Annotated in this window: 16 protein-coding genes and 1 riboswitch; of the genes, 5 read left to right on the forward strand and 11 right to left on the reverse strand. The window is 43.4% G+C overall.

Annotation, left to right across the window (positions count from 1 at the left end):
- Positions 1 to 53: 53 nt before the first annotated feature.
- On the reverse strand, positions 54 to 2,378 hold the full coding sequence (gene lptD, locus ACGF63_RS07295) for an LPS assembly protein LptD (RefSeq protein WP_036843829.1): 2,325 nt from the start codon (positions 2,376 to 2,378) through the stop codon (positions 54 to 56).
- A gap of 183 nt (positions 2,379 to 2,561) precedes the next feature.
- Between lptD and djlA the strand changes: the two genes are divergently transcribed.
- Positions 2,562 to 3,383 (forward strand): co-chaperone DjlA, encoded by an 822-nt coding sequence (gene djlA / locus ACGF63_RS07300; protein ID WP_387629789.1) that lies wholly within the window; start codon positions 2,562 to 2,564, stop codon positions 3,381 to 3,383.
- A gap of 235 nt (positions 3,384 to 3,618) precedes the next feature.
- On the opposite strand, the gene rluA is transcribed toward djlA, so the two are convergent.
- From rluA to thiB, 10 genes are all read right to left on the reverse strand, one after another.
- On the reverse strand, positions 3,619 to 4,269 hold the full coding sequence (gene rluA, locus ACGF63_RS07305; protein WP_036843826.1) for a bifunctional tRNA pseudouridine(32) synthase/23S rRNA pseudouridine(746) synthase RluA: 651 nt from the start codon (positions 4,267 to 4,269) through the stop codon (positions 3,619 to 3,621).
- 97 nt (positions 4,270 to 4,366) lie between these two features.
- The gene (rapA, locus tag ACGF63_RS07310; protein ID WP_152963539.1) at positions 4,367 to 7,273 is read right to left on the reverse strand and encodes an RNA polymerase-associated protein RapA; all 2,907 of its coding nucleotides are present in this window, start codon (positions 7,271 to 7,273) and stop codon (positions 4,367 to 4,369) included.
- Positions 7,274 to 7,452: 179 nt separating this feature from the next.
- Positions 7,453 to 9,801, reverse strand: coding sequence for a DNA polymerase II (locus ACGF63_RS07315; protein ID WP_387629842.1), 2,349 nt, complete (start codon positions 9,799 to 9,801; stop codon positions 7,453 to 7,455).
- Positions 9,802 to 10,078: 277 nt separating this feature from the next.
- The gene (locus tag ACGF63_RS07320; protein WP_036843824.1) at positions 10,079 to 10,996 is read right to left on the reverse strand and encodes an AEC family transporter; all 918 of its coding nucleotides are present in this window, start codon (positions 10,994 to 10,996) and stop codon (positions 10,079 to 10,081) included.
- A gap of 12 nt (positions 10,997 to 11,008) precedes the next feature.
- Positions 11,009 to 12,013 carry a TauD/TfdA family dioxygenase gene (locus tag ACGF63_RS07325; protein WP_152963540.1) on the reverse strand — a complete coding sequence of 335 codons (1,005 nt, stop codon included), beginning with the start codon at positions 12,011 to 12,013 and terminating at the stop codon, positions 11,009 to 11,011.
- A gap of 754 nt (positions 12,014 to 12,767) precedes the next feature.
- Positions 12,768 to 13,508 (reverse strand): hypothetical protein, encoded by a 741-nt coding sequence (locus tag ACGF63_RS07330; protein ID WP_152963541.1) that lies wholly within the window; start codon positions 13,506 to 13,508, stop codon positions 12,768 to 12,770.
- Positions 13,509 to 13,510: 2 nt separating this feature from the next.
- Positions 13,511 to 13,990: an Hcp family type VI secretion system effector gene (locus ACGF63_RS07335; protein WP_088373893.1), complete on the reverse strand. Its 480-nt coding sequence runs from the start codon at positions 13,988 to 13,990 to the stop codon at positions 13,511 to 13,513.
- 170 nt (positions 13,991 to 14,160) lie between these two features.
- Positions 14,161 to 14,868, reverse strand: coding sequence for a thiamine ABC transporter ATP-binding protein ThiQ (gene thiQ, locus ACGF63_RS07340; protein WP_387629796.1), 708 nt, complete (start codon positions 14,866 to 14,868; stop codon positions 14,161 to 14,163).
- Positions 14,861 to 16,465 (reverse strand): thiamine/thiamine pyrophosphate ABC transporter permease ThiP, encoded by a 1,605-nt coding sequence (gene thiP / locus ACGF63_RS07345; RefSeq protein WP_387629799.1) that lies wholly within the window; start codon positions 16,463 to 16,465, stop codon positions 14,861 to 14,863. Before thiP ends, thiQ begins: the two co-directional genes overlap by 8 nt.
- Positions 16,441 to 17,454, reverse strand: a complete 1,014-nt coding sequence (gene thiB / locus ACGF63_RS07350; protein WP_387629802.1) for a thiamine ABC transporter substrate binding subunit — start codon at positions 17,452 to 17,454, stop codon at positions 16,441 to 16,443. Before thiB ends, thiP begins: the two co-directional genes overlap by 25 nt.
- A 71-nt stretch (positions 17,455 to 17,525) precedes the next feature.
- A riboswitch (TPP riboswitch) is annotated at positions 17,526 to 17,630 on the reverse strand.
- 113 nt (positions 17,631 to 17,743) lie between these two features.
- Between thiB and rppH the strand changes: the two genes are divergently transcribed.
- The 4 genes from rppH to thyA all read left to right on the forward strand — a co-directional run bounded on the left by rppH (position 17,744) and on the right by thyA (position 22,270).
- Positions 17,744 to 18,274: an RNA pyrophosphohydrolase gene (rppH, locus tag ACGF63_RS07355; protein ID WP_036843817.1), complete on the forward strand. Its 531-nt coding sequence runs from the start codon at positions 17,744 to 17,746 to the stop codon at positions 18,272 to 18,274.
- 9 nt (positions 18,275 to 18,283) lie between these two features.
- Positions 18,284 to 20,530 (forward strand): phosphoenolpyruvate--protein phosphotransferase, encoded by a 2,247-nt coding sequence (ptsP, locus tag ACGF63_RS07360; RefSeq protein ID WP_036843816.1) that lies wholly within the window; start codon positions 18,284 to 18,286, stop codon positions 20,528 to 20,530.
- Between the two features lie 73 nt (positions 20,531 to 20,603).
- A complete protein-coding gene (gene lgt, locus ACGF63_RS07365; protein WP_152963567.1) occupies positions 20,604 to 21,479 on the forward strand; it encodes a prolipoprotein diacylglyceryl transferase in 876 nt (291 codons plus the stop codon).
- A complete protein-coding gene (gene thyA, locus ACGF63_RS07370; RefSeq protein WP_152963545.1) occupies positions 21,476 to 22,270 on the forward strand; it encodes a thymidylate synthase in 795 nt (264 codons plus the stop codon). Before lgt ends, thyA begins: the two co-directional genes overlap by 4 nt.
- Positions 22,271 to 22,286: the final 16 nt, after the last annotated feature.

Genomic DNA, 22,286 nt, shown 5'->3' on the forward strand with positions numbered 1-22,286 from the left:
GTAGGTTCCGCAATAGCGGACTTATATTGTTTAATATCAAAGCGTTATTAGCATCAGAATGCACGCTGGTATGGCATGATGCCAGACTGCAACATTTTCTGGCTACCCAGACTATGATTGTTACTTAAGCCTCGGAGTTCAAAATTAAATGACCATTTGTTGTCATATTCACTATTGTTGTCTTTCCAACCAACGATTTTACGCTCATAACCGACGTTAACCGCCCAGCAGCAAGTGTTGTATTGTAAGCCCACTAACTGACTTGCAGGTTGCTGCTCTTTGGTATCATAGTAGTAAGCGCCAACCAAAGCCCAGCGATCACTTAACGGCCAGCTTGCAACCAGACCAAGTTGAGAAATCCCTTGCTGGAAGGCTGGGGCATTTTTAGCTGTGGCCTGGATATAATCTCTGTCAACAAAACGATAGTTCAACTGGATAAGCCGGTCTGCATCACGGCGATATTCCAGTACGGTATTCCCCATCGTTACGCTGCCCAGACGGGTATCGTACTGCACACCGCCTTTTAAACCCCAGGAATCATTAATTTTCCAGTAAGTATCACCAGCCCAGGTCATCATACCTGTTCTGTCTTTACTGTTAATGATATTTTCCTCACCGGTACGTGGACGTTCAAAGTAATAGATTTGACCTAACGACAGGTTAAAACGTTCAACTAAACTCTCATCATAAATGCGGGTAGTGAGGCCGGTAGTGACTTGATTAGCGGATGAAATGCGGTCCAGGCCACCATAAAAGCGCTCACGGAACAGGCCGGTATAGTCAGTTTGCAGTAAAGATGAATCGAAGTTATTGATATTATCTTGGTTTTTGTATGGCACATACAGATACTGAACCTGTGGTTCCAGCGTTTGGGTGTAATCGCTGTTCAGGTATGTTGAACGTTCAAACACCATTTTGGCTTCACTTTTGAACTGCGGCAGAACCCGGTTAACCGATTCTTTATATTCAGTATTTTCAAGAGATTTGGGAATATCCTGCTGATAGTGAGTCGACATCAGCTTAACTTCATTATTCATACTGGCCCAGCCATTGGAAAGTGGCAGGTTAATGGAGGGTTCCAAATGCCAGCGGGTTGCTTCCGGATTATCTTTACCTACACTGGTAAATTTTACCGCCTGACCATAGACCTTAAGATCAAATGGCCCCAGATCGTTTTTGTAATAGTTCAGATCTAACTGTGGTTCAGCTCTGTAGGCTTTTCTATTGGTATCTTTAGAAAAAATCTGGAATTGTTTAGTGGATAAGGTGGCATTCCAGTTTTGTTGAGCATATCCCAGGCTAAGTTTCTGTGTAGCATAGCCGTCGGTGGTGGAACCATATTGAGAACTAAAGTCAGAAAAATATTCAGGGTCACTGACTTTGGTATAGTCGATATTAAAGCGCCATACCTGATCCATCACACCACTGTGTCCCCAGTAAAATAACCAGCGATTATCACTCTCTCTGGCGGTACGTGTTCTTGCATTTTTATCTTTAACATACAGATCGTCATTATTCAGCCAGTCGAACGCAAGTGTACCTGCACCTGCTTTGGTTAAATAACGGAATTCATTATCCAGTTTTAAACCACGTCTACTGATATAATGCGGCGTAATCGTGGCATCATAATTCGGTGCGATATTCCAGTAATAGGGCAGAATAAATTCAACGCCGTTATTTTTGGAATAGCTGGCGTTAGGAATAAGGAAACCAGAGCGGCGTTTAGTGCCGATCGGTAATTGAAGATAGGGACTATAAAATACCGGAACATTCGCCACTCTGAAACGGGCATTCCATATTTCAGCGACTTCTTCTTCTCGGTCGAGAATGACTTCGGAGCCAACAACGCTCCAGCTATCATTACCAGGCAGGCAGGAAGTAAAAGAACCATTATCCAGAATGGCATAACGGTTTTCACCACGCAGTTTCATTTTATCTGCGATGCCGCGTCCCTGACGCCCGACCATCTGATAATCGGCTTGATCCATATCTGTGTCTTTATTATTTAAATTAGACCAAGCGCGTGGACCTTTCAGAATAATTTGGGGGTCGTCATAATGAACATTGCCCGTAGCAGTAGCAGTCCTTAATGGAACTTCATCCTCTGTTTGATCAAGTTGTACCTTATCGGCGGTCAGCGTTTTATTACCCTGTGTAATATTGACATTACCGCTGAACTTAGCAGAACGTGGATAATCTGCGTGTGAGTCATCTGCCAGGATATTGATAGGAAGTTGATTTAGATCGCCATTAATTATTGGCTGGTCGTAAACAGGTATACCCAGCATGCATTGTGCTGCGAGATCAGCATGTGCATGCTGACTATAAAGTGCGGCCCATACCATTGTGGCCAGCAAAGTTGGATAACATTTCTTCATAGATATTTATGCGGTTCCGTCATCAGTGGCGTTATGCCGGCAAACCTCAAGAGACTAGCGCACTCAATGAGTATGCGCCAGTGTAAAGTCATACCTTTACTTATCTTGCCGTTAGGCACGGGGCTGAATGAATAGTATGATAATGCAAAACTACACTCAGAGCATTGATGAATTGAGGAGTATATGCATTATTGGGGAAAATTGCTTGGTCTGATCTTTGGTGTCATGTCTGGAGCAGGCTTCTGGGGTATTGTCATTGGCCTGTTTGTTGGTCATCTGTTTGATAGGGCCAGTGTACGGAGAAGCCAGGTTTTTTTTGCAAATAATCAGTCCCGCCAGATGCTGTTTTTCAGTAGTACCTTTCAGGTGATGGGGCATATTACTAAATCAAAAGGACGGGTGACTGAAACAGATATCCAGCTTGCCAGCCAGTTAATGGACCGGATGCAACTTCATGGGCAAGCTAGGACTGCGGCCCAGCACGCTTTTCGTGAGGGTAAAGAGCTGAATTTTCCTTTGCGTGAGACATTGAGACAATTACGTCGTGCCTGTTTCGGTCGGTCTGACTTAATTCGGATGTTTTTGGAGATTCAGTTGCAGGCTGCATTTTCTGATGGTCAGTTGCATCCGAATGAAAGGAAAGTGTTGTTTATCATTGCTGATGAACTTGGGATCTCCCGTAACCAGTTTGAACAATTCCTTGCCATGATGGAAGGTGGCCGTCATTTCAGTGGTGGTGGAGAGTGGCGGCAGCATCAGTATGGTAGCTACCAGAGCACTGTTCAGGGGCCAACCCTGGCGGACGCCTGTAAGGTGCTAGGTGTGCGTGAAAGTGATGACGTGACAACAATTAAACGTGCCTATCGTAAACTGATGAGTGAACATCATCCTGATAAGCTGGTGGCAAAAGGTTTACCACCGGAAATGATGGAGATTGCTAAACAAAAAGCCCAGTCAATTCAAGCTGCTTATGATCTGATTAAAAAAGAGAAAGGTTTTAAGTAAGCTATTTTTTCTTTTTTAAAACATGCTATTAAACATATAGGGGAATAAAATCCCCTACTGTTATTGAGTTTATTTTTTATTCCTTTAAAATATTAGAGTATTTTATATATTTTTTACTTTAAATAAATTGAGGAATGAGAAAATGGCAAGTATCCGTATTCTTTCGGGTTATTTTGGCTTGGCCTTGTGCCTGATATTGGCTTCATTGGATTCGGTTACCGTATTTGTCTATTAATCAAAAATCGGCTTTACACTGAAAATGCATTGGGGTTCCATAGGCCGGATGAGCGATATGTAGTTCCTGTGCATGTAATTGCAGGCGAGGCGCCATTGCTCTTGCCTGCTGATGAGCGTAAAACCGATCTCCCAGAATAGGGTGCTCAAGTGCCAGCATGTGTACCCTGAGCTGATGTGAACGACCTGTTATTGGTGAGAGTTTTACCCGGGTCGCTTCATCTTCGTAAGCGAGTACTTCGTATTCAGTTTGAGCTGATTTTCCGGTTTCAAAACAAACTTTCTGCTTTGGTCGGTTCGGCCAGTCACAAATCAGCGGTAGATCGACCATGCCGGTTTCTGGTTCCAGACGTCCCCAAATCCGTGCAATATAGGTTTTTTTCGGTTCCCGTTCACGGAACTGGCGTTTCAATTCACGCTCTGCATCTTTAGTCAATGCAACCACCATTACGCCGCTGGTTGCCATATCCAGCCGGTGAACAGATTCTGCTGTCGAAAACTGCTGTTGTATCCGCGTCATAATGCTGTCTTTATGTTCTTCTGCCCGGCCAGGAACAGAGAGTAGCCCACTGGGTTTGTTGACCACAATGATGTGTTGATCCTGATAGAGCACATGTAGCCAGGGATCGGTGGGAGGGTTATAAGCTTCCATTGAGGCTCCGGTAGCAGAATATCATAAGGAGGCGTGGGAATAGGGGTCTTGGTGAGAGACACCCCATCCCGGTCCCGCCTCCGGGTATTTCTAATACTTACTGATGCGTAACAACAACAAGGCGAATAGCATCCAGACGCCAGCTTGCCTGATTCAGGTTAAGCAATAACTGTTGGCGATTGGATTCAATCGCTTCCAACTCATCATCACGAATATTCGGATTGACGGCTTTGAGTGCTTCCAAGCGGCAAAGTTCAGCCGTGAGTTTTTCATCAGCTTCCTGTTTCGCTTGTTCAATCAATGATTGAGCCTGTGTTTCTATCAAACCTTCTGCTTGCTGTAGAATAGCGTGAACTTCTTTTTGTACCGCATTAACCAGCTTACTCGCAGTATGACGATTGACGGCGTTAAGTTGGCGGTTAAAGCTTTCAAATTCCACCTGACCAGCCAGATTGTTGCCTTTCAAGTCCATCAGTATCCGCAATGGTGTTGGTGGCAGGAAACGGGTCAATTGCAGATGTTTTGGCGCTTGTGCTTCAACCACATAAATCAGCTCTACCAGCAGGGTTCCAACGGGTAATGCTTTATTTTTCAAAAGAGAGACAGCACAGCTGCCGGTATCACCGGAAAGGATCAGGTCCAACCCATTACGGATAATCGGGTGTTCCCAACTGATAAACTGGGCATCTTCACGGGACAGCGCTTGTTCACGATCGAATGTGATAGTACAGCCATCTTGTGGCAGGCCTGGGAAATCCGGAACCAGCATATGATCGGATGGTGTCAGCACAATCATGTTGTCGCTGCGATCTTCCTGATTGATACCAACGATATCAAACAAGTTGAGAGAGAAATTCACCAGTTCAGTATCACCATCATACTTTGCAATTTTTTCTGCTAACTGTAAGCCATGTTCTCCGCCATTGGAGTTCATTTCCAGCAGCCGGTCGCGGCCTTGCTCCAGTTGTAATTTGAGCTGCTCATGTTGTTGGCGGCATTGCTCAATAAACTCACCAAATTTTTCCTGTTCATTTGGTTTGGCAAGATAGCTCAGCAGAGTTTCATAATAGTTATCGTAGATAGTACGGCCTGTTGGGCAGGTGTGTTCGAATGCATCCAGACCTTCGTGATACCACCGGATCAGAACGGCCTGTGCGGTATTTTCCAGATAGGGCACACTGATTTGGATATCACGGCTTTGGCCGATACGATCCAGACGTCCGATACGTTGTTCCAGTAAATCCGGGTTGAATGGCAAATCGAACATGACTAACTGGTTGGCGAACTGGAAGTTACGGCCTTCTGAGCCAATTTCGGAGCACAGCAACACCTGTGCCCCCTCTTCTTCAGAAGCAAAGTAGGCAGCGGCGCGGTCACGTTCAACCAGTGATAATCCTTCATGGAAAACAGCACCGCGAATGCCTTCGCGTTCACGCAGTATCTGCTCCAGGTGTAGAGCTGTGGTTGCTTTAGCACAAATGACCAGCACTTTTTCATCGCGGTTTGCGGTCAGGAAACCCAGTAACCATTCTACGCGGGGATCAAAATTCCACCATGTGGCGTTTTCGCCTTCAAACTCCTGATAAATCTGCTCTGGGTAAAGCATATCCCTTGCGCGTGATTCCAGCGATTTTTTAGCGCCCATAATATCGGAGACTTTAATGGCTGTTTGATATTGGGCTGGCAGAGGTAACTTAATCTGATGCAGTTCCCGATGAGGAAAGCCTTTCACACCATTACGGGTATTACGGAACAGAATACGGCTGGTACCGTGGCGATCCATCAGCATGGAAATCAGTTCACGGCGTGCGGTTTCACTTTCATCACTATGACTGTTGGCTGCTTTTAGCAGAGGCTCAATATCCTGCTCACTAATCAGCTCACCCATCAGATTTAATTGATTGTTGTTAAGTTGTTCACCAGATAACAGCAGAGTTACGGCATCGGCAACCGGGCGGTAGTTTTGTTGTTCGTCAATAAAAGCCTGATAATCATGAAAACGGCTTGGATCAAGCAGGCGCAGGCGGGCAAAATGGCTTTCCTGTCCTAACTGCTCTGGTGTTGCGGTCAGCAGCAGTACACCAGGGATCTGTTCAGCCAATTCTTCAATAACCTGGTATTCTCGACTTGGTGCATCTTCACTCCAGGCCAGGTGGTGAGCTTCATCCACCACCATCAGATCCCAATTGGCTTCAAGCATATGCTCAAAACGTTGTTTATTACGGCGGACAAAATCCAGCGAGCAAAGTATCAGTTGTTCTGTTTCAAATGGATTATCGCTGTCATGTCGGGCTTCGGTATAGCGGCTGTCATCAAACAGGGCAAAACGCAGATTGAAACGGCGCAGCATCTCTACCAGCCATTGGTGCTGAAGACTGTCTGGCACAATAACCAGAACACGTTCAGCGCGACCTGCCAGCAGTTGCTGGTGGATGATCATCCCGGCTTCAATGGTTTTACCCAAGCCGACTTCATCAGCCAACAATACCCTTGGCGCGTGGCGTTTGCCTACTTCATTAGCGATATGAAGCTGATGGGGGATCAAGCTTGCGCGGATACCCCGCAGACCACTTTCAGCCAGTTTAAATTGTTCGCTTTGATATTTACGGGCGCGAAAGCGCAAGGCAAAGCGATCCATGCGGTCAATCTGACCGGCAAACAAGCGATCCTGTGGCTTGTTGAAGGTGAGTTTGCTGTCGAGGAACACTTCGCGCAGACTGACATTCTCTTCCAGAGTATCAAGACGTGTACCTGTATAAATAATCAGGCCATTCTCTTGCTGGACTTCATCCACTTTGAGTTGCCAGCCTTCATGGCTGGTGACAACATCCCCCGAGTTAAACATAACGCGGGTAATAGGAGAATCATTGCGTGCGTAAAGGCGGTTTTCACCGCTGGCAGGAAAAAGCAAAGTGACCATTCGTGCGTCCAATGCAACAACGGTTCCTAATCCAAGTTCGCTTTCTGTATCGCTGATCCAGCGTTGACCGAGGGTAAATGGCATAAATTTTGACTCAGTTTCTGTTAGATAAATGTTATTTATAGGTGAAGGACGACAGCTTTTATTTGATTTAACGAAGATAATGGGCAGATAGCAAGATGCCCACAAATCGCCTTATCACTCGTTAAAGGGGCGATATGTTAATGGAAGCAAAGCCGGTCGTCACCTGCAAAAAATAGTAATCAGCCAAAAGGCATTACCATCTGTCCGGTGAGTAAAGTTATAAAATCATCCTGTAAAAATGGCAGGATAGCATCAGCGATAGGCTGAAGCTGTTTATTGATATAGTGATCATAGTCCGGTGATGAATGCAGATTTTCCAGTGGTTCCGGCCCGGATAGTGTCATGACATAGCTTATCCACCCCCCATTTTGGTACTGCAAGGGCCGGTTGTGTTGCAGATTGTATTCATCTGCCAGCCTTGCTGCTCTCACATGGGGTGGTACATTGCGCTGATAGTCAGACAGCTTACGGCCCAACCTTTTACGGTAGGTTAGTTTATCATCAAATTTTCCTTTTTGGGTACTGGTAACATAACCACGGATAAACTCTTGATAAGGCTGCTCATGAAAAATCAGTGAATACAATTGCTTCTGGAAATCTTGCGCCAGAGGTGTCCAGTCAGTGCGTACCGTTTCCAGACCTTTATAGACCATGCGGTCACCACTCAGACCGGCATAACGTTTTTTACTGCCTTGTTCAGCACCACGGATGGTTGGCATCAGGAAGCGGCGATAGTGAGTTTCAAATTCCAACTCAAGGGTGCTTTTAAGCCCAAAATGCTCTTGCAGGTACTTTTGCCACCATTGGTTAACGAACTGAGCAAGTTCTTTACCGATGCTGAGAGCCAGTTCTTCCTCATGTGCCTGTTTCAGCCATATAAAGATAGAATCTGTATCACCGTAGATAACTTGATAGTTTTGAGATTCAATCAACTTTCTGGTTTGGAGCATAATTTCGTGGCCGCGCATAGTAATGGAAGACGTCAGGCGCGGGTCGAAGAAACGACAGCCCTCTGCCCCAAGAACACCGTAGAAAGCGTTCATGATGATCTTCAATGCTTGTGACAATGGGGCGTTATGCTGTTTTTTTGCTGCGTCACGTTCATGCCAGATTTGCGTCACGATATCAGGCAGACAGTGCTGAGTACGGGAAAAGAAGGCGTTGCGAAAACCGGGAACTGCATGCTCGCTGTCCGACTGTGCCAGACCTTCCACCATACCGACAGGATCGATAAGAAAAGTGCGGATAATCGAGGGGTACAGACTTTTATAATCCAGTACCAGCACTGAATCATACAAACCGGGCCGAGAATCCATCACGAAACCGCCTGGGCTGTTATCTTCGGGTCTCCCACCTGGATTAGGGGCCACATAACCGATACGGTGCATTCTTGGCATGTAAAGATGAGTGAAAGCCGTGACTGAACCACCACTGCGATCTACGGCGAGACCGGTAACTGTTGCTCTGTCCAGTAAGAATTCCATTAAGTGGGTTTTATCGAAAATCCGGTTTACCAGAATACAGTCTTGCAGATTATATTGCGCCAGTGCGGGCTTATCTTGCTGGAAACGGCGGTCAATCTCATCCATACGCTGATAGGGCGTATTAATGGCTTTACCTTCACCTAATAGTTCCTGTGCTACATATTCCAGACTAAAAGAAGGAAAATTCCAGGTAGCGGTTTTCAGTGCTTCAATACCATCAATAATCAACCGGCCGGCGGTGGAAGCGAAAAAGTGCCCCGATTTAAAGCCGTGCTCCCGCCATTCCAGTAACCCTCCGGCCCGTCCAAATTTCAGCGGGACACCGTAGCGTTCAGCATGTTTTTGTAAAATGCGTAGATCGAACTGAATCAGGTTCCAGCCAATAATGGCGTCAGGGTCATATTTTTCCAGCCACTCGTTAAGTCTTTCCAGCATTTGTGGACGACTTGCTACATATTCCAAATCGAAATTTACCGGGTGTTCATTACCGTTAGCAGGGCCAAGCATAAATACTTTTTGCTGATCACATCCTGCTAATCCGATGGAATAAAGTTCTCCATGTTGACTGGTTTCAATATCCAGGGATACCCATTTCAATGTTGGGCGATAAGCCGGGTTGGGTTTCATTTGATAGCTGCCATTAGGTGCCTGACTGAACCAGATGGGAGCAGTGATAAAACGTTCCATCATAAATCTGTCTGGTGGACGGATATCTGCTTCATAAACCTGAATTTCCTGTTGCTGTAGCACTTTCTCAATCCGTTGTAACTGCCGATATTGCTGGCAATAAAGTGCAGCAACAGGTTGGCGATTGAAATCTTTTAATGAAAGTGGGCGGAGATGGTAGTTGCGCTCTTGTGCCAGAATTTTTTCCGCTTGCGGCATATTGGCTTGCGGGATAAAAGCAACAGCTTGTTGGTGAAGAATTTTTATATGACGTGGCCCCTGATCTGTCACCAGCCAGTATTCCACTTCAATACCCGAGGGAGTATCTCGCCAGTGGCGTGTCAGTATAAAACCTTGTTCAGCATGATTCTGTTGCATCATAGAGGTTGGCGCTTATATTTGTTGAAAATAACCACAATTATAGCATTGGGCAATGGTTATTTGTACAGTTGTTTGAACTCGCTATATCGTGATGTGATGTATAACTGATCATCGAAGCACTGCTTTATTACAAAGAACGGAAAGTAAAATAGCCCTAATAGGATAGGCAGGGATTATTGAATATATCTATGAGAGTATAGTAAGAGAAAACGTATTACGTTTGTTATAAGTAATACGTTTTTAATATTATTTGGCTTTATTCTTATATATATTTCTATAATTTCATACTACCAAGAATTAAAGTTACAGTAATGATGGATAATAACGTAGTCCATGTGATAATAGAGGCCATTGCCTCATGGTCACCCCCCATTTGTCTGGCTAATATATAAGCATTACCGGCACAAGGCACGGCGGAATATAGAATAGCAATATTCGCAGGCACGCCTGATGCACCTAAATATTTAATTATCAAGATGGTGATAAGTGGCATGACAACCAGCTTGAGTATAGTTGCATAGGAGATCGAAAGTAGCTTTCTTATATGCATGCTGATGATCAATCCAGCGCCTACAGACATTAAGCTTAATGGTGTGGCTGCATTAGATAGATAGATAAAAAGTTGCTTAATTGAACCAGTAATATGAATGTTAAAGAAGTTTAGTAACACACCAATGATTGCGCCAATGATGAGTGGGTTTTTAGCTAAAGCAAGGATAGCACTACTGAGGCTTTTTTTACTTCCACTACCATAATGATTCATGACCAGTACACTCATAATATTGGTGATAATTATCATATAGGCGACAAAAAATCCGGATAATGCAACACCTTCACTGCCAAATAGTGATTGTGAAAGGGCTATAAAAACATATGAATTATATCTAACTCCACCTTGAAAAATAGAGGTAAATAGAGCGGGTGTAGTATTAAATAAAAATCTACCAAAGAAAATAATAATAGCGACTATTATTGTGGAACTTATTGTTGATACTATTGGGTAGAAATTGTCAGCGCCAGAAAAATTAGCTTCGCTAATATCTAAAATTAATAAAGCAGGAAAAAATAGATAGTAAACAAATTTATCTGAAAAGTTCCAGAAATTAGAAACATCTTTTATATATTTTTTAGATAAGAAACCAAGAATAATTAGTAGAAATATAGGCAGAATTGAAAAGAAAACATTTAGCATCTGAAGATCCTTCTAAATAGAGAAAATTCTATTTTCGATTTGGTTTAAATATCTATGATTCCAAAGATTTGGTGAGATAAATACACGTTGCAACCAACGTAATGGAGTTCCTCTATTATCGAATGTTGGTGTGAATTTATCTCTTGAATGCAAAGTGAATCTGTTATCTATATATACTAAATCTCCTGGTTCAATATGTATTCCTACCGAATTTTCTTTAATCAAACAGTAGAATTTTTCCAAAGCAATGTCAGCTTTAGTTGTACTTGCTGTTATCATACCGGGATAAAATACAGCGCTGATGTCGGGTAATATATGATTTTCTGATATAAGTGGGACAAGATGGGTCTCTTCTTTCCCAATCACTGTGGATTGTCTCCAGCGGTAAGGTAATTTAATACTGTACAATGGTGCTGCTAATATCTCTATATCTTCTTTCTCTAATTGAGCAATGGATATACGTGAGTCTGATATATGTGTCAGAGGACCACCGGGATCATTCCTGACTCCTGTAAGTAATAAGCCTAGTGGTGAAACATTATATTGTTCTAAATGTTTTAACGCTGCATTTTCAATATGAAAATCAAGTTCAACATCAAATCCTAAACCTGTATATTCATTTTTCGATTCATGAGTTGGAATCAGGTTATTAATTAACTCTTTACCTTCAAAAAACATCGAATAGGGTTCACCGATGAGTGAAGCTATACCTGTTAAAAGGTTTTCACTAATATTTCCTGATTTTGCTGAGGGAGTATATTGGTTTGGTGATGGAGAGAAGAATATTTCACAGTCTATTGGCGTATTCTTTAAAATTATGTATGGCCTGGGATCTATAGATGCCCGCTGTTTATTCAGGGCTGATATTATCCTTACAGGTAAAAAAGACATCATTGCAGATCTTACTGCGTGAATATATAAATCACTCCCCGTAGGATCGTAATCAATTTTATTTAATGCTAAAAATAGGTCATGTTTTTCTTGCGTGGTTAATTGAAATAAGTTCTGATAATCCATTTATCATTCTCTTTGAAAAATAATAATGTTAATAACCGCAAAAACAAGAATATGTTACATTTATTATTCGGTTTTAAAACTAAAATTAACAAATAGTGTGATGTTAATCACCTTAAATAACTGATTGTATTTGATTGTTTTTTTGAACTATTAGGATGTGATGGAAAATCATATTTATAATCGAGAGTGATTCCGGTAACTTGAACGTCTAAAAGTTAATTTAAATAGAGTGATATCTGGCAGGCAGGCGTGTCGGAGTTATGATTACACGTTAACGATTTTGTTAAATCGAATTCCTGGATTTCTTTTATAAAAATACCATTATAATTTCGTATAAAATCGCCTAATTTTCGTTGCATTATAAAACACGTGGAGAATTGACTATATGGAAAATATTAGATCAATATTACGCTTATCCCGTCTAGCAATAAAGCATAAATCTAGCGTAGTAAGTATAGAACCAATAAAGAACAAAGACAGCGGCAAAAACGAAGTAAATCACAGATCTGATTTTGTTTTTTTTAAATAAAACATATGACTTGTAAAAACAGGCTATATAAAAAGGACTAAGTGGGATTAAGATAAATATGGAAGTGATTATATCAATACCTCCATCTTCATATTGCCATATATCACAGTCAACTGGGTTGAAGTCAAAAAGGTCTGTAACCCTAGGAAAAGCGAATGAGTTAATTAATCCAAAGGATAAAAAACTTAACATAAAAAATGTAAATATATCTGATATTTTCATTTTTTATCCTTTAAGTAAATTATCTAAATAATCCAGCCGTTTATATATACTTACTCCGTAAGAAATCCATTTTTTTTCATCAGTAGTGCTTAATTCAGGCGGAGTGTTCATTATTCTTATGAAATCTCCCTTTTCTCTTGTTATACCACGGTTATATCTAGAACCAGCCATGATATATTGTTCTTTTGTTAAGTTTTTGGTATCTGCATTAGGATAATCATAGAAAATTAAATCTCTTAAATGACGAGCAACCATTTTAATATTAAATTCATCAATTTGAAGGCAAGTTGCAATTTCTAACTGGTCTGTTGTTGTTAATGTATTTGAGTCGAAACCCATCATATCTGCTACATGTCTTATCTGTATTGCAACTATACCCGTAGAAGTTTCATTTGAGCCTTTTGAGCGAGTTTTATCAAGGTTAAAAGCTTGTTCACGCCATTGTCTCATTGCAATAGTGTTTAACTTCCACATATCTGGTTTACCGCCCGCTTCTATTCTGGCAACACCAGCCAAAAGATTTGGCGGGATTTGTTCTATATGGGCATATTTTAAAATTAAGTTCCTGTTATATTTTACATATGCATCTTTATAACCATCCAGATAGTTCACTGAGCCTGGAATAAATCGATTAAGAAAATAAATCGAAGCATCTATTTCATCCCATCGCCTAAAAGATGGCCTGGAACTTGGGTCATATGTACAGAAATTATTACTTAATACCCTGTCACGTAATTTATTCATTTTTAATAAACCTCATCATCTCTGATACTATAAGCAGAAGTACCTGCAATGTGGTGACTCCAAGTTATATTTTGATAAATGACAGAGATACTTTCTTCTGGTTGATTCTCTGCATGAGTTAAAGAATGAGGGTAATTAATATTAAAAGCATTTATTTTTGCTTTTGTTAATTCTATTGAATAAAACTTTTCTTGAGCACCTTCTGATGAAGTTCTATAAAAATCTAACAGGATATGAAGTTCTTCGTTGTTTGAAATTGCTAGTCCAAGTAAAGGAGAGGATTTATCGATGGGTTTTATGATATTAAAAGGATGATGGCTTACATGTTGTACGCGAGTTAAAGAATGTGTAGCGGAGTAAACTAATATTTGATCCCTGTGGTTCTCTTGATATTTATTCCCAATAGAATCAAAAGTAGAACAGCCTGCTGAAATTAACCCTTGGTTCTTTCCTTTTATGGTCGCATAAATCAAATTAGACATTATTAAATCCTTTATGAAAAATTAATACATAAAAATTACTTATAACAAAAAAGATTTATACCATCCAATTTTATTTTCAAAATATAGACCTTAGTCACAGAAGGATATAATCGAAATACCAAGCCATATCCTATCCCCATTTATTCTGATAACGATGGAGTTAATAACGCCTAATGAGAGTCAACCTTCCTTCCCAAAATAGCCGCCTCAGGAACAATACCGGCAACTAACGCGTTTGTTGCTCCGTCATAATGAATATTGCCATCAACAACTAATAAAGCGCGGTCAGCTATACGGGCGGCATCATCCAGATTATGCGAAACCATCAGCAAAGTAAGCTGGCGTTCATTGCAAACTTGCTCCAGCAATACCAGCATTTCATTACGCAGTGCTGGGTCAAGGGCAGAAAAGGGCTCATCAAGTAACAGAATTGGTTGCTGGCGCACTAAACAACGCGCTAATGCTGCTCGTTGTCGTTGTCCACCAGAAAGTTGAGCAGGCAGGCGGGTAAGGCAATCTTCCAACGAAACCTGGGAGACTATTTGCTGTAACGTCTGTTGCTGTTGGCTATTAAGGCGTAATCCGGGATGTAATCCCAACCCAATATTCTGTTCAATCGTCAGATGAGAGAAGAGGTTATTTTCTTGAAATAACATGGATACGGGGCGCTGAGAAGGTGGCGTATTGGTGTGATTTTCTCCATTCAGCCATACGGAACCTTTTTCTGTTGTTTGAAAACCGGCGATCAGATTCAGTAATGTACTTTTACCTGCTCCACTAGGGCCAAGAATAGCGATACGCTCCCCAGCCTGAATCTGCAAGTCAAAGAACATCACCAGATGTTCATAGGTGTAAGTCAGATTCTCAAGTTTAAGCATGACGTCGTCCCGGTAAGCGTTCAAGTAAACTAAACAGCATAAAACATAATAATAACAGCAATAAGGCGGTGACTGCGCCATCTTGACTACGGTAAGCCCCTATTTGCTGGTACAGATAGAAAGGAAGTGTACGGAAATCTTCATTACCAAACAGCGCGACCACACCAAAATCCCCAATCGAAAGGACACAAGCAAAAGCCAAAGCTTGCGCCAGCGGGATTTTCAGTGCTTTTAGCTCAATCCAACACAGTCGGTTAATACCTTGAATATTCAGGGATCGGCACAACGGATTATAGCGGGCTGCCAGATCTTTCATCGGATTATCCAGAACTTTCAATGCATAAGGAATTGCCATCAGTGAGTTGGTTAAAATTACCAGACCATAGGGTGAGCGGGGCAGGCCGATGGTGTCGTTAAGGAGAAGAAAAAAACCGGTTGCCAGCACGATGCCGGGCATCGCCAGGATCAACAAACCGCTTATTTCCATCGCTTGTCCCCAGCGGGGTGAATAACGCAGGTACAACTCGCGGCTGCTCCACAGCAGCATCATTGTGAATAAAACACACAGTAATCCGGCACCTAAAGCAATCACAACGGATGTGATAAATGCCTGCCACAATGCAGGCTGGCGTAATACGTTGAATAACCCGCTGTTCAGACCATCCACCACAACAGCTAACAATGGAGGCACCAGCAGTAACAGTGCTGCGGTAATTAACACGCTGTCACAGATTTTTCTCAGTAAAGTATCCTGTGGATTACGCCACTGCTGTTGATTGCTATAGCCGATGGATAGAGCACTGTTAAGTTTCTGACTAAGAAGAACCAGGCCAAGACAGCAAGTCAGCTGAATCAAAGCCAGTAACGCGGCACGGCCGAGATCGTAGTCATAGCTTAACGCCTGATAGATTGCCAGCTCGACAGTCGTTGCCGCAGGCCCGCCACCTAAAGCCAGCACGGTGGCAAAACTGGCAAAACAGAGCATAAAAATCAGCGCGCCGGTTGGCAGGATTTGGCGGCGCAGGTAAGGCCATTCAACGAAACGAAAATGTTGCCATTCATTCATACCCAACTGTGAGGCTAATTGCCGTTGTTCCACCGCAATGTTTTCCAGTGATTGCAGTAACAGCCGTGTTGCCAGTGGCATATTAAAGAAGATATGCGCCAGCAAAATGCCCTGTAAACCATAAGGGGTGAAAGGGTAATTGATACCGGCCCATTCACAGAACTGTGCCAGCCAGCCGACTCTGCCATAGACAGTTAGAATGCCGAACAGAGCGACCAGTACCGGCAAAACCAGCGTCATAGCACACAGGCGCAGAAACAAGGTTCGGCCGGGAAAATGGCGGCGGTAGAGTGCCCGGGAAAGAAAAATAGCGGGCATAACAGAAAACAGAGCCGATAAAAAAGCTTGCCAGAATGTAAAACGCACCACATGCCACAAATAGCGATCTTCTGTCAGTAAGTACCAGTCGTCTTCAGGCGCGTTAAACCAAAGTGTACCGAATGCCAGTAAAGCGACCAATAGCAAAAGACCGGCGGCAATCGCCCCCGGCAGCAGCCATCCGGCTATTAGCGGCTGACAGCGTTTTGCCATGTGCGAATCCATTGGTTACGGTGTTTTGCGACTTCTTCTGCGTTGTACTGTAATGATTTCTCTGGTATTGAAAGCTGTGAATAAACTTCTGGTAGTTGGATATCAATAACCGGATACATCCAGTTAGTGGTTGGAATTTCCTGTTGGAAAGCCGGAGTCAGCATAAAGCGCATAAATTTCTGGGCAAGTTCCGGTTGCTTGCTGGAGGCCAGTTGGGCGGCAACTTCGATTTGCAGGTAATGACCTTCACTAAACGTTGCCGCAGCATAATCGTCTTTCTTCTCAGACAAAATGTGATAGCCCGGTGAAGAGGTATAGCTCAGGACTAAATCGCCTTCGCCTTTCAGGAACAGACCATAAGCTTCACTCCAGCCTTTGGTGACCGTGAGTGTTTTCTTTGCCAGTTTTTGCCAGGCTTGTGGGGCATCATCACCATAAATTTTCTGCATCCACAACAGCAAACCTTGCCCAGGTGTGCTGGTGCGGGGATCTTGATAGATCACTTTCCAGTTATTGTGACTGTTGATCAGTTCATCCATGCTCTTTGGTGGATTTGGCAACGTATTTTTGTTGTAAATGAAGGCAAAGTAACCATAGTCATAAGGAATAAATACGGTGTTATTCCATTGTATCGGCAGCTTCAGTTTACGGGTATCCACTTGGCTTTCAGTGAACAGACCTGTCTGTTGGGCCGCTTGAATCAAGTTGTTATCCAGACCAAGGATAATATCGGCAGCCGTGCGTTTTCCTTCCATTCTGAGGCGGTTGAGCAGGGACACACCATCTTCCAGTGCAACAAATTTCAGCTCACAGTCACATTCAGCTTCAAACGCTTTTTTAATCGCGGGCCCTGGTCCCCATTCGGTGGCAAAAGAATCATAGGTGTAGACGGTTAATACCGGCTTTGCCTGTACAACCTGACTCAATAACAAAGCAGCGGCTGACAGTACCGTCAGTACGGTTAATTTGGAAAATAACGTCTTAAACACTTTGCTCTCCTTAATTAAGAGGATTGGCAAAGGATCTGAGGGCGCGCTAAACGGAAAGATAATTTCTGTGAAACAATTAGCAGCTCAAATCCCTACGCCGGTATTAGCCGGATCAGGTTCGGCGGGTTTACTCTCAGCAAGACCGTTTTAAACAGCCAGCACCCCGTTGAGATGGTGCTATTGTAGAGATTTAGCTAGCGACTGCAAAGTCCAATGATAGAGGTTTACCACTTGAGGGTAGTGTGAAACAATTAGTCATCTTTCAAATTTAGTTTATTGAGGTAGTCTGGTGATCGATGATGATGGCTACCGCCCGAATGTAGGAATTGTAATTTGTAATCGACAAGGCCAGGTTTTGTGGGCCCGGCGTTATGGGCAACATTCCTGGCAATTCCCTCAGGGGGGGATTAATCCGGGGGAATCACCAGAGCAGGCAATGTACCGGGAACTGTATGAAGAAGTGGGTTTAGGCCGGAAAGATGTACGCGTTTTGGCCTCTACCCGTAATTGGTTACGTTACAAATTACCTAAGCGTTTGGTGCGTTGGGATACAAGACCTGTCTGTATTGGCCAAAAACAGCGTTGGTTTTTATTACAACTGCTTTGTAATGAAGAAGATATTAATGTGCAGCACAGTAATACCCCAGAGTTTGACGGTTGGCGCTGGGTCAGCTATTGGTATCCTGTCCGGCAGGTTGTCTCTTTTAAACGTGATGTTTACCGGCGCGTGATGAAAGAATTTGCTTCGGTTGTGATGCCAATGCAGGAAAACGTATCATTATTACGTTCTTCATATTCTTATCGTCGCAAAAGAAGTTAGGTTAGCTCCATGCTTATGCGCTTACGGGAAATTGTTGAAAAAGTTGCGATGGCAACCAATTTGGCCGAGGCGCTTGAGCTATTGGTGAATGAGACCTGCCTGGCGATGAGCACAGATGTGTGTTCTATCTATCTTGCTGATCATCAACGGCAGTGTTATTACCTGATGGCAACCCGAGGATTGAGGAAACCCCGTGGAAGAATTATCAGCCTGGCATTTGGTGAGGGGGTGGTTGGACAAGTTGGTCAATTATCTGAACTGATTAATTTAGCGGATGTACGCAGTCATCCAAGTTTTAAATATCTGCCTCAGGTTAAGGAAGATAACTTCCGCGCTTTTTTAGGGGTTCCGGTTATTTATCGCCGTCAGTTGCAAGGCGTTCTGGTTGTTCAGCAGCAGGAACAACGCTTGTTTAATGAAACCGAAGAATCCTTTATGGTGACGCTGGCGACACAGTTGGCTGTGATTCTTGCTCAGGCTCAGACCAAGGGCTTGTTTGGGCACTACCGGCAGACCCGAATTAAAGCGTTGGCAATTTCCAATGGCATCGTCATGGCCCAGGGGTGGCAGGATTGTTCCCAGCCCTCATTTGAACAAATTTTTGAAGCATCAACCCTTGATCATGCAGCAGAACGTTCTCGTTTGATTCAGGCACTTGAAGATGCGACGGCGGAATGCCGGCGGCTCAGTAAGCGTTTTACTACCGGCTCTCAAAAAGAGAGTGCCGCGATTTTTGATCTCTATTCCTACCTTTTGAATGATCCTCAACTGAAACAAGATCTGTTTTCTTGTATTGAGCAGGGATCTGTTGCGCAATGGGCGGTTAAACAAGTTATTGAGAAATACGCAGAGCAATTCGCCAGCTTACAGGATGCCTATATGCGGGAAAGGGCATCGGATCTGCGGGCACTTGGGCAACGATTACTGTTTCATCTGGATGATTCACCGACTGTCAGTCATCTGTGGCCTGAATGGTTTATTCTGGTTGCTGATGAACTGAGTGCTAACCTATTGGCAGAAATGCCGCAGGAAAGATTAGCAGGGGTTATTGTTCGTGATGGCGCGACGCATTCACACTCTGCCATATTGGTTCGGGCGATGGGCATCCCGGCTATTATGGGAGCTGATATCCTGCCGGAACTCCTGCACAATCGTATGCTGATTCTTGATGGTTTCCGCGGAGAAGTTTTTATTGAACCTGAGCCGCTGATTTCTCAGGAATATAAACAGATCATCGAAGAAGAAAAAGCGCTGAGTAAACTGGCTGAAGGGGATGTTGATCAGGAAGCGCGGCTCAAAAGTGGTGAGCGTGTTCTTGTTCAACTTAATGCGGGTTTGAGTCTGAAATATGAGTTACATATAGGCAATAATATTGATGGTGTTGGTCTCTATCGAACTGAAATACCCTTTATGTTGCACTGTGGTTTCCCTTCAGAAGATGAACAAAAAGCCCGTTATCAGGAGATGCTGCAATTATTTCCTGATAAACCGGTGGTATTGCGTACACTTGATATCGGTGCGGATAAACAACTGCCTTACATGCCTATCAGCGAAGAAAACCCTTGTTTGGGGTGGCGCGGTATACGGGTGACATTGGACCAACCGGAAATTTTTCTTATTCAGCTTAGGGCTATGCTCAGAGCGAATGTTAATAGCGGTAATTTGAAAATCCTTCTGCCAATGGTTACTAGCGTGGAAGAGATTGATGAAGCTAAGAGATTGATAGACAGAGCGAAAGAGGAAGTTGAGCAAATTCTGGCGCATCAGATACCTATGCCGCAGCTCGGCGTGATGATTGAAGTTCCTTCGACCATTTTTCTCTTGCCACAACTCAAGTGCAGAGTCGATTTTGTTTCTATTGGCACCAATGATTTGACACAGTATCTGTTGGCAGTGGATAGAAACAACACCCAGGTCGCTTCCCTTTATGATTGTCTACATCCGGCTGTGATTCGGGCATTAAAACTGGTATTTGAAAATAGCCGGCAAGCGGGTCTTGCTATCAGTATTTGTGGTGAAATGGCGGGTTCTCCGATGGGTGCTCTGTTATTGATTGGTCTTGGCTATCGCAGCCTGAGTATGAGTGGTTGTAGTGTGCCAAGGATTAAATATTTATTACGTCATCTGGAGAGGGTTCAGGTTGAGCAGTTAATGACTGAAGTACTACAGGCTGAAACCAGCGTAAGAGTAAAGGAGCTGTCAGCAACGTTTATGGAGCGGCATGGGATTGGCGGTTTGGTCAGAGGCGGAATTTAATCCGTTTAACGGCCTGTGCTATGATCCGCAATCATTTGCCTTAGGATTCATTTTAAATATTAAGTGGGGAACGATGAGTAACAGCTACCTGGCATTTCCTAATATTGACCCGGTTATTTTTTCAATAGGCCCCATATCCCTTCATTGGTATGGTTTTATGTACCTGGTGGGGTTTGTATTCGCCATGTGGCTGGCGACACGCAGAGTCGCGAAACCTAATAGTGGTTGGGCAAAAAACGAAGTAGAGAACTTGCTCTATGCAGGTTTTGTTGGCGTCTTTGTTGGTGGCCGTCTTGGCTACGTACTGTTTTATAATCTCCCTGCCTTTCTCGATAACCCGCTTTATTTGTTTAAAGTTTGGGATGGAGGAATGTCTTTCCACGGTGGCTTGGTGGGTGTTATCTGCGCAATGTGGTTATTTGGTCGCAGAACTAAACGTCATTTCTTACAAGTTGCTGATTTCATCGCACCGTTAGTCCCTTTTGGCTTAGGAATGGGGAGAATTGGTAACTTTATTAACGGTGAATTGTGGGGGCGTGTCACATTGGATACACCGTGGGCTATGCTGTTTCCAAGCTCCCGTAGTGAGGATATTGCACTGGCAGCAACTGACCCTTCACTGTTATCAATACTTGAACAATATGGCGTTCTTCCCCGTCACCCTTCACAACTCTACGAAATGGCGTTAGAGGGGATCGTCCTGTTTATTATTTTAAATTTATATATCCGTAAACCTCGTCCAATGGGCAGTGTTTCCGGCCTGTTTTTAATTGGCTACGGTGTTTTCAGGATAATAGTGGAATTCTTCCGTCAACCAGATGCACAACTGGGTTTATTCGATGGAATCAGCATGGGACAGATTCTTTCTGTTCCAATGATCCTGGCGGGAGTTTTAATGATGATATGGGCATACAAACACCAAGGTAATAAGGTACAAGAGGTAAAATGAAACAGTATCTGGACTTAATGAAAAGAGTGCTAGAAGAAGGCACTCCAAAAGCAGACCGCACCGGGACGGGGACGGTCTCCACTTTCGGGCATCAGATGCGTTTCAATTTGCAGGATGGTTTCCCATTGGTGACAACTAAACGTTGTCATATCCGCTCAATTATTCATGAGCTTCTCTGGTTCCTGAATGGTGATACGAATATCAAATATCTGCATGAAAATAGTGTCACTATTTGGGATGAATGGGCGGATGAAAACGGCGATTTGGGGCCTGTGTATGGTAAACAATGGCGCGCATGGGGAGCGGCAGATGGCCGCCAGATTGACCAACTGAAAACGGTGTTGGAACAGCTTAAAAGCGATCCGGATTCACGTCGGATCATTGTATCGGCTTGGAACGTCGGTGAACTGGATAAAATGGCATTAGCGCCATGCCATGCTTTCTTCCAGTTTTATGTTGCGGATGGCAAACTTTCCTGCCAGCTTTACCAGCGTTCCTGTGATGTATTCCTTGGCTTGCCGTTCAATATTGCTAGCTATGCATTGTTGGTTCATATGATGGCACAGCAGTGTGATCTGGCAGTGGGCGATTTTGTCTGGACGGGTGGTGACACGCATCTTTATAACAACCATATGGAACAGACACAATTACAGCTCAGTCGTGAGCCGCGTTCACTGCCAAAACTGGTTATAAAGCGTAAACCGGAATCACTTTTTGATTATAAATTTGATGATTTTGAAATTGTCGATTATGACCCGTATCCAGGAATAAAGGCACCGGTTGCTATTTAGAGGTTATGGCTGAAAC

The organism is Photorhabdus sp. RM322S, from assembly GCF_042879395.1.
In the GTDB taxonomy this organism is placed as follows: Bacteria; Pseudomonadota; Gammaproteobacteria; order Enterobacterales; family Enterobacteriaceae; genus Photorhabdus; species Photorhabdus khanii.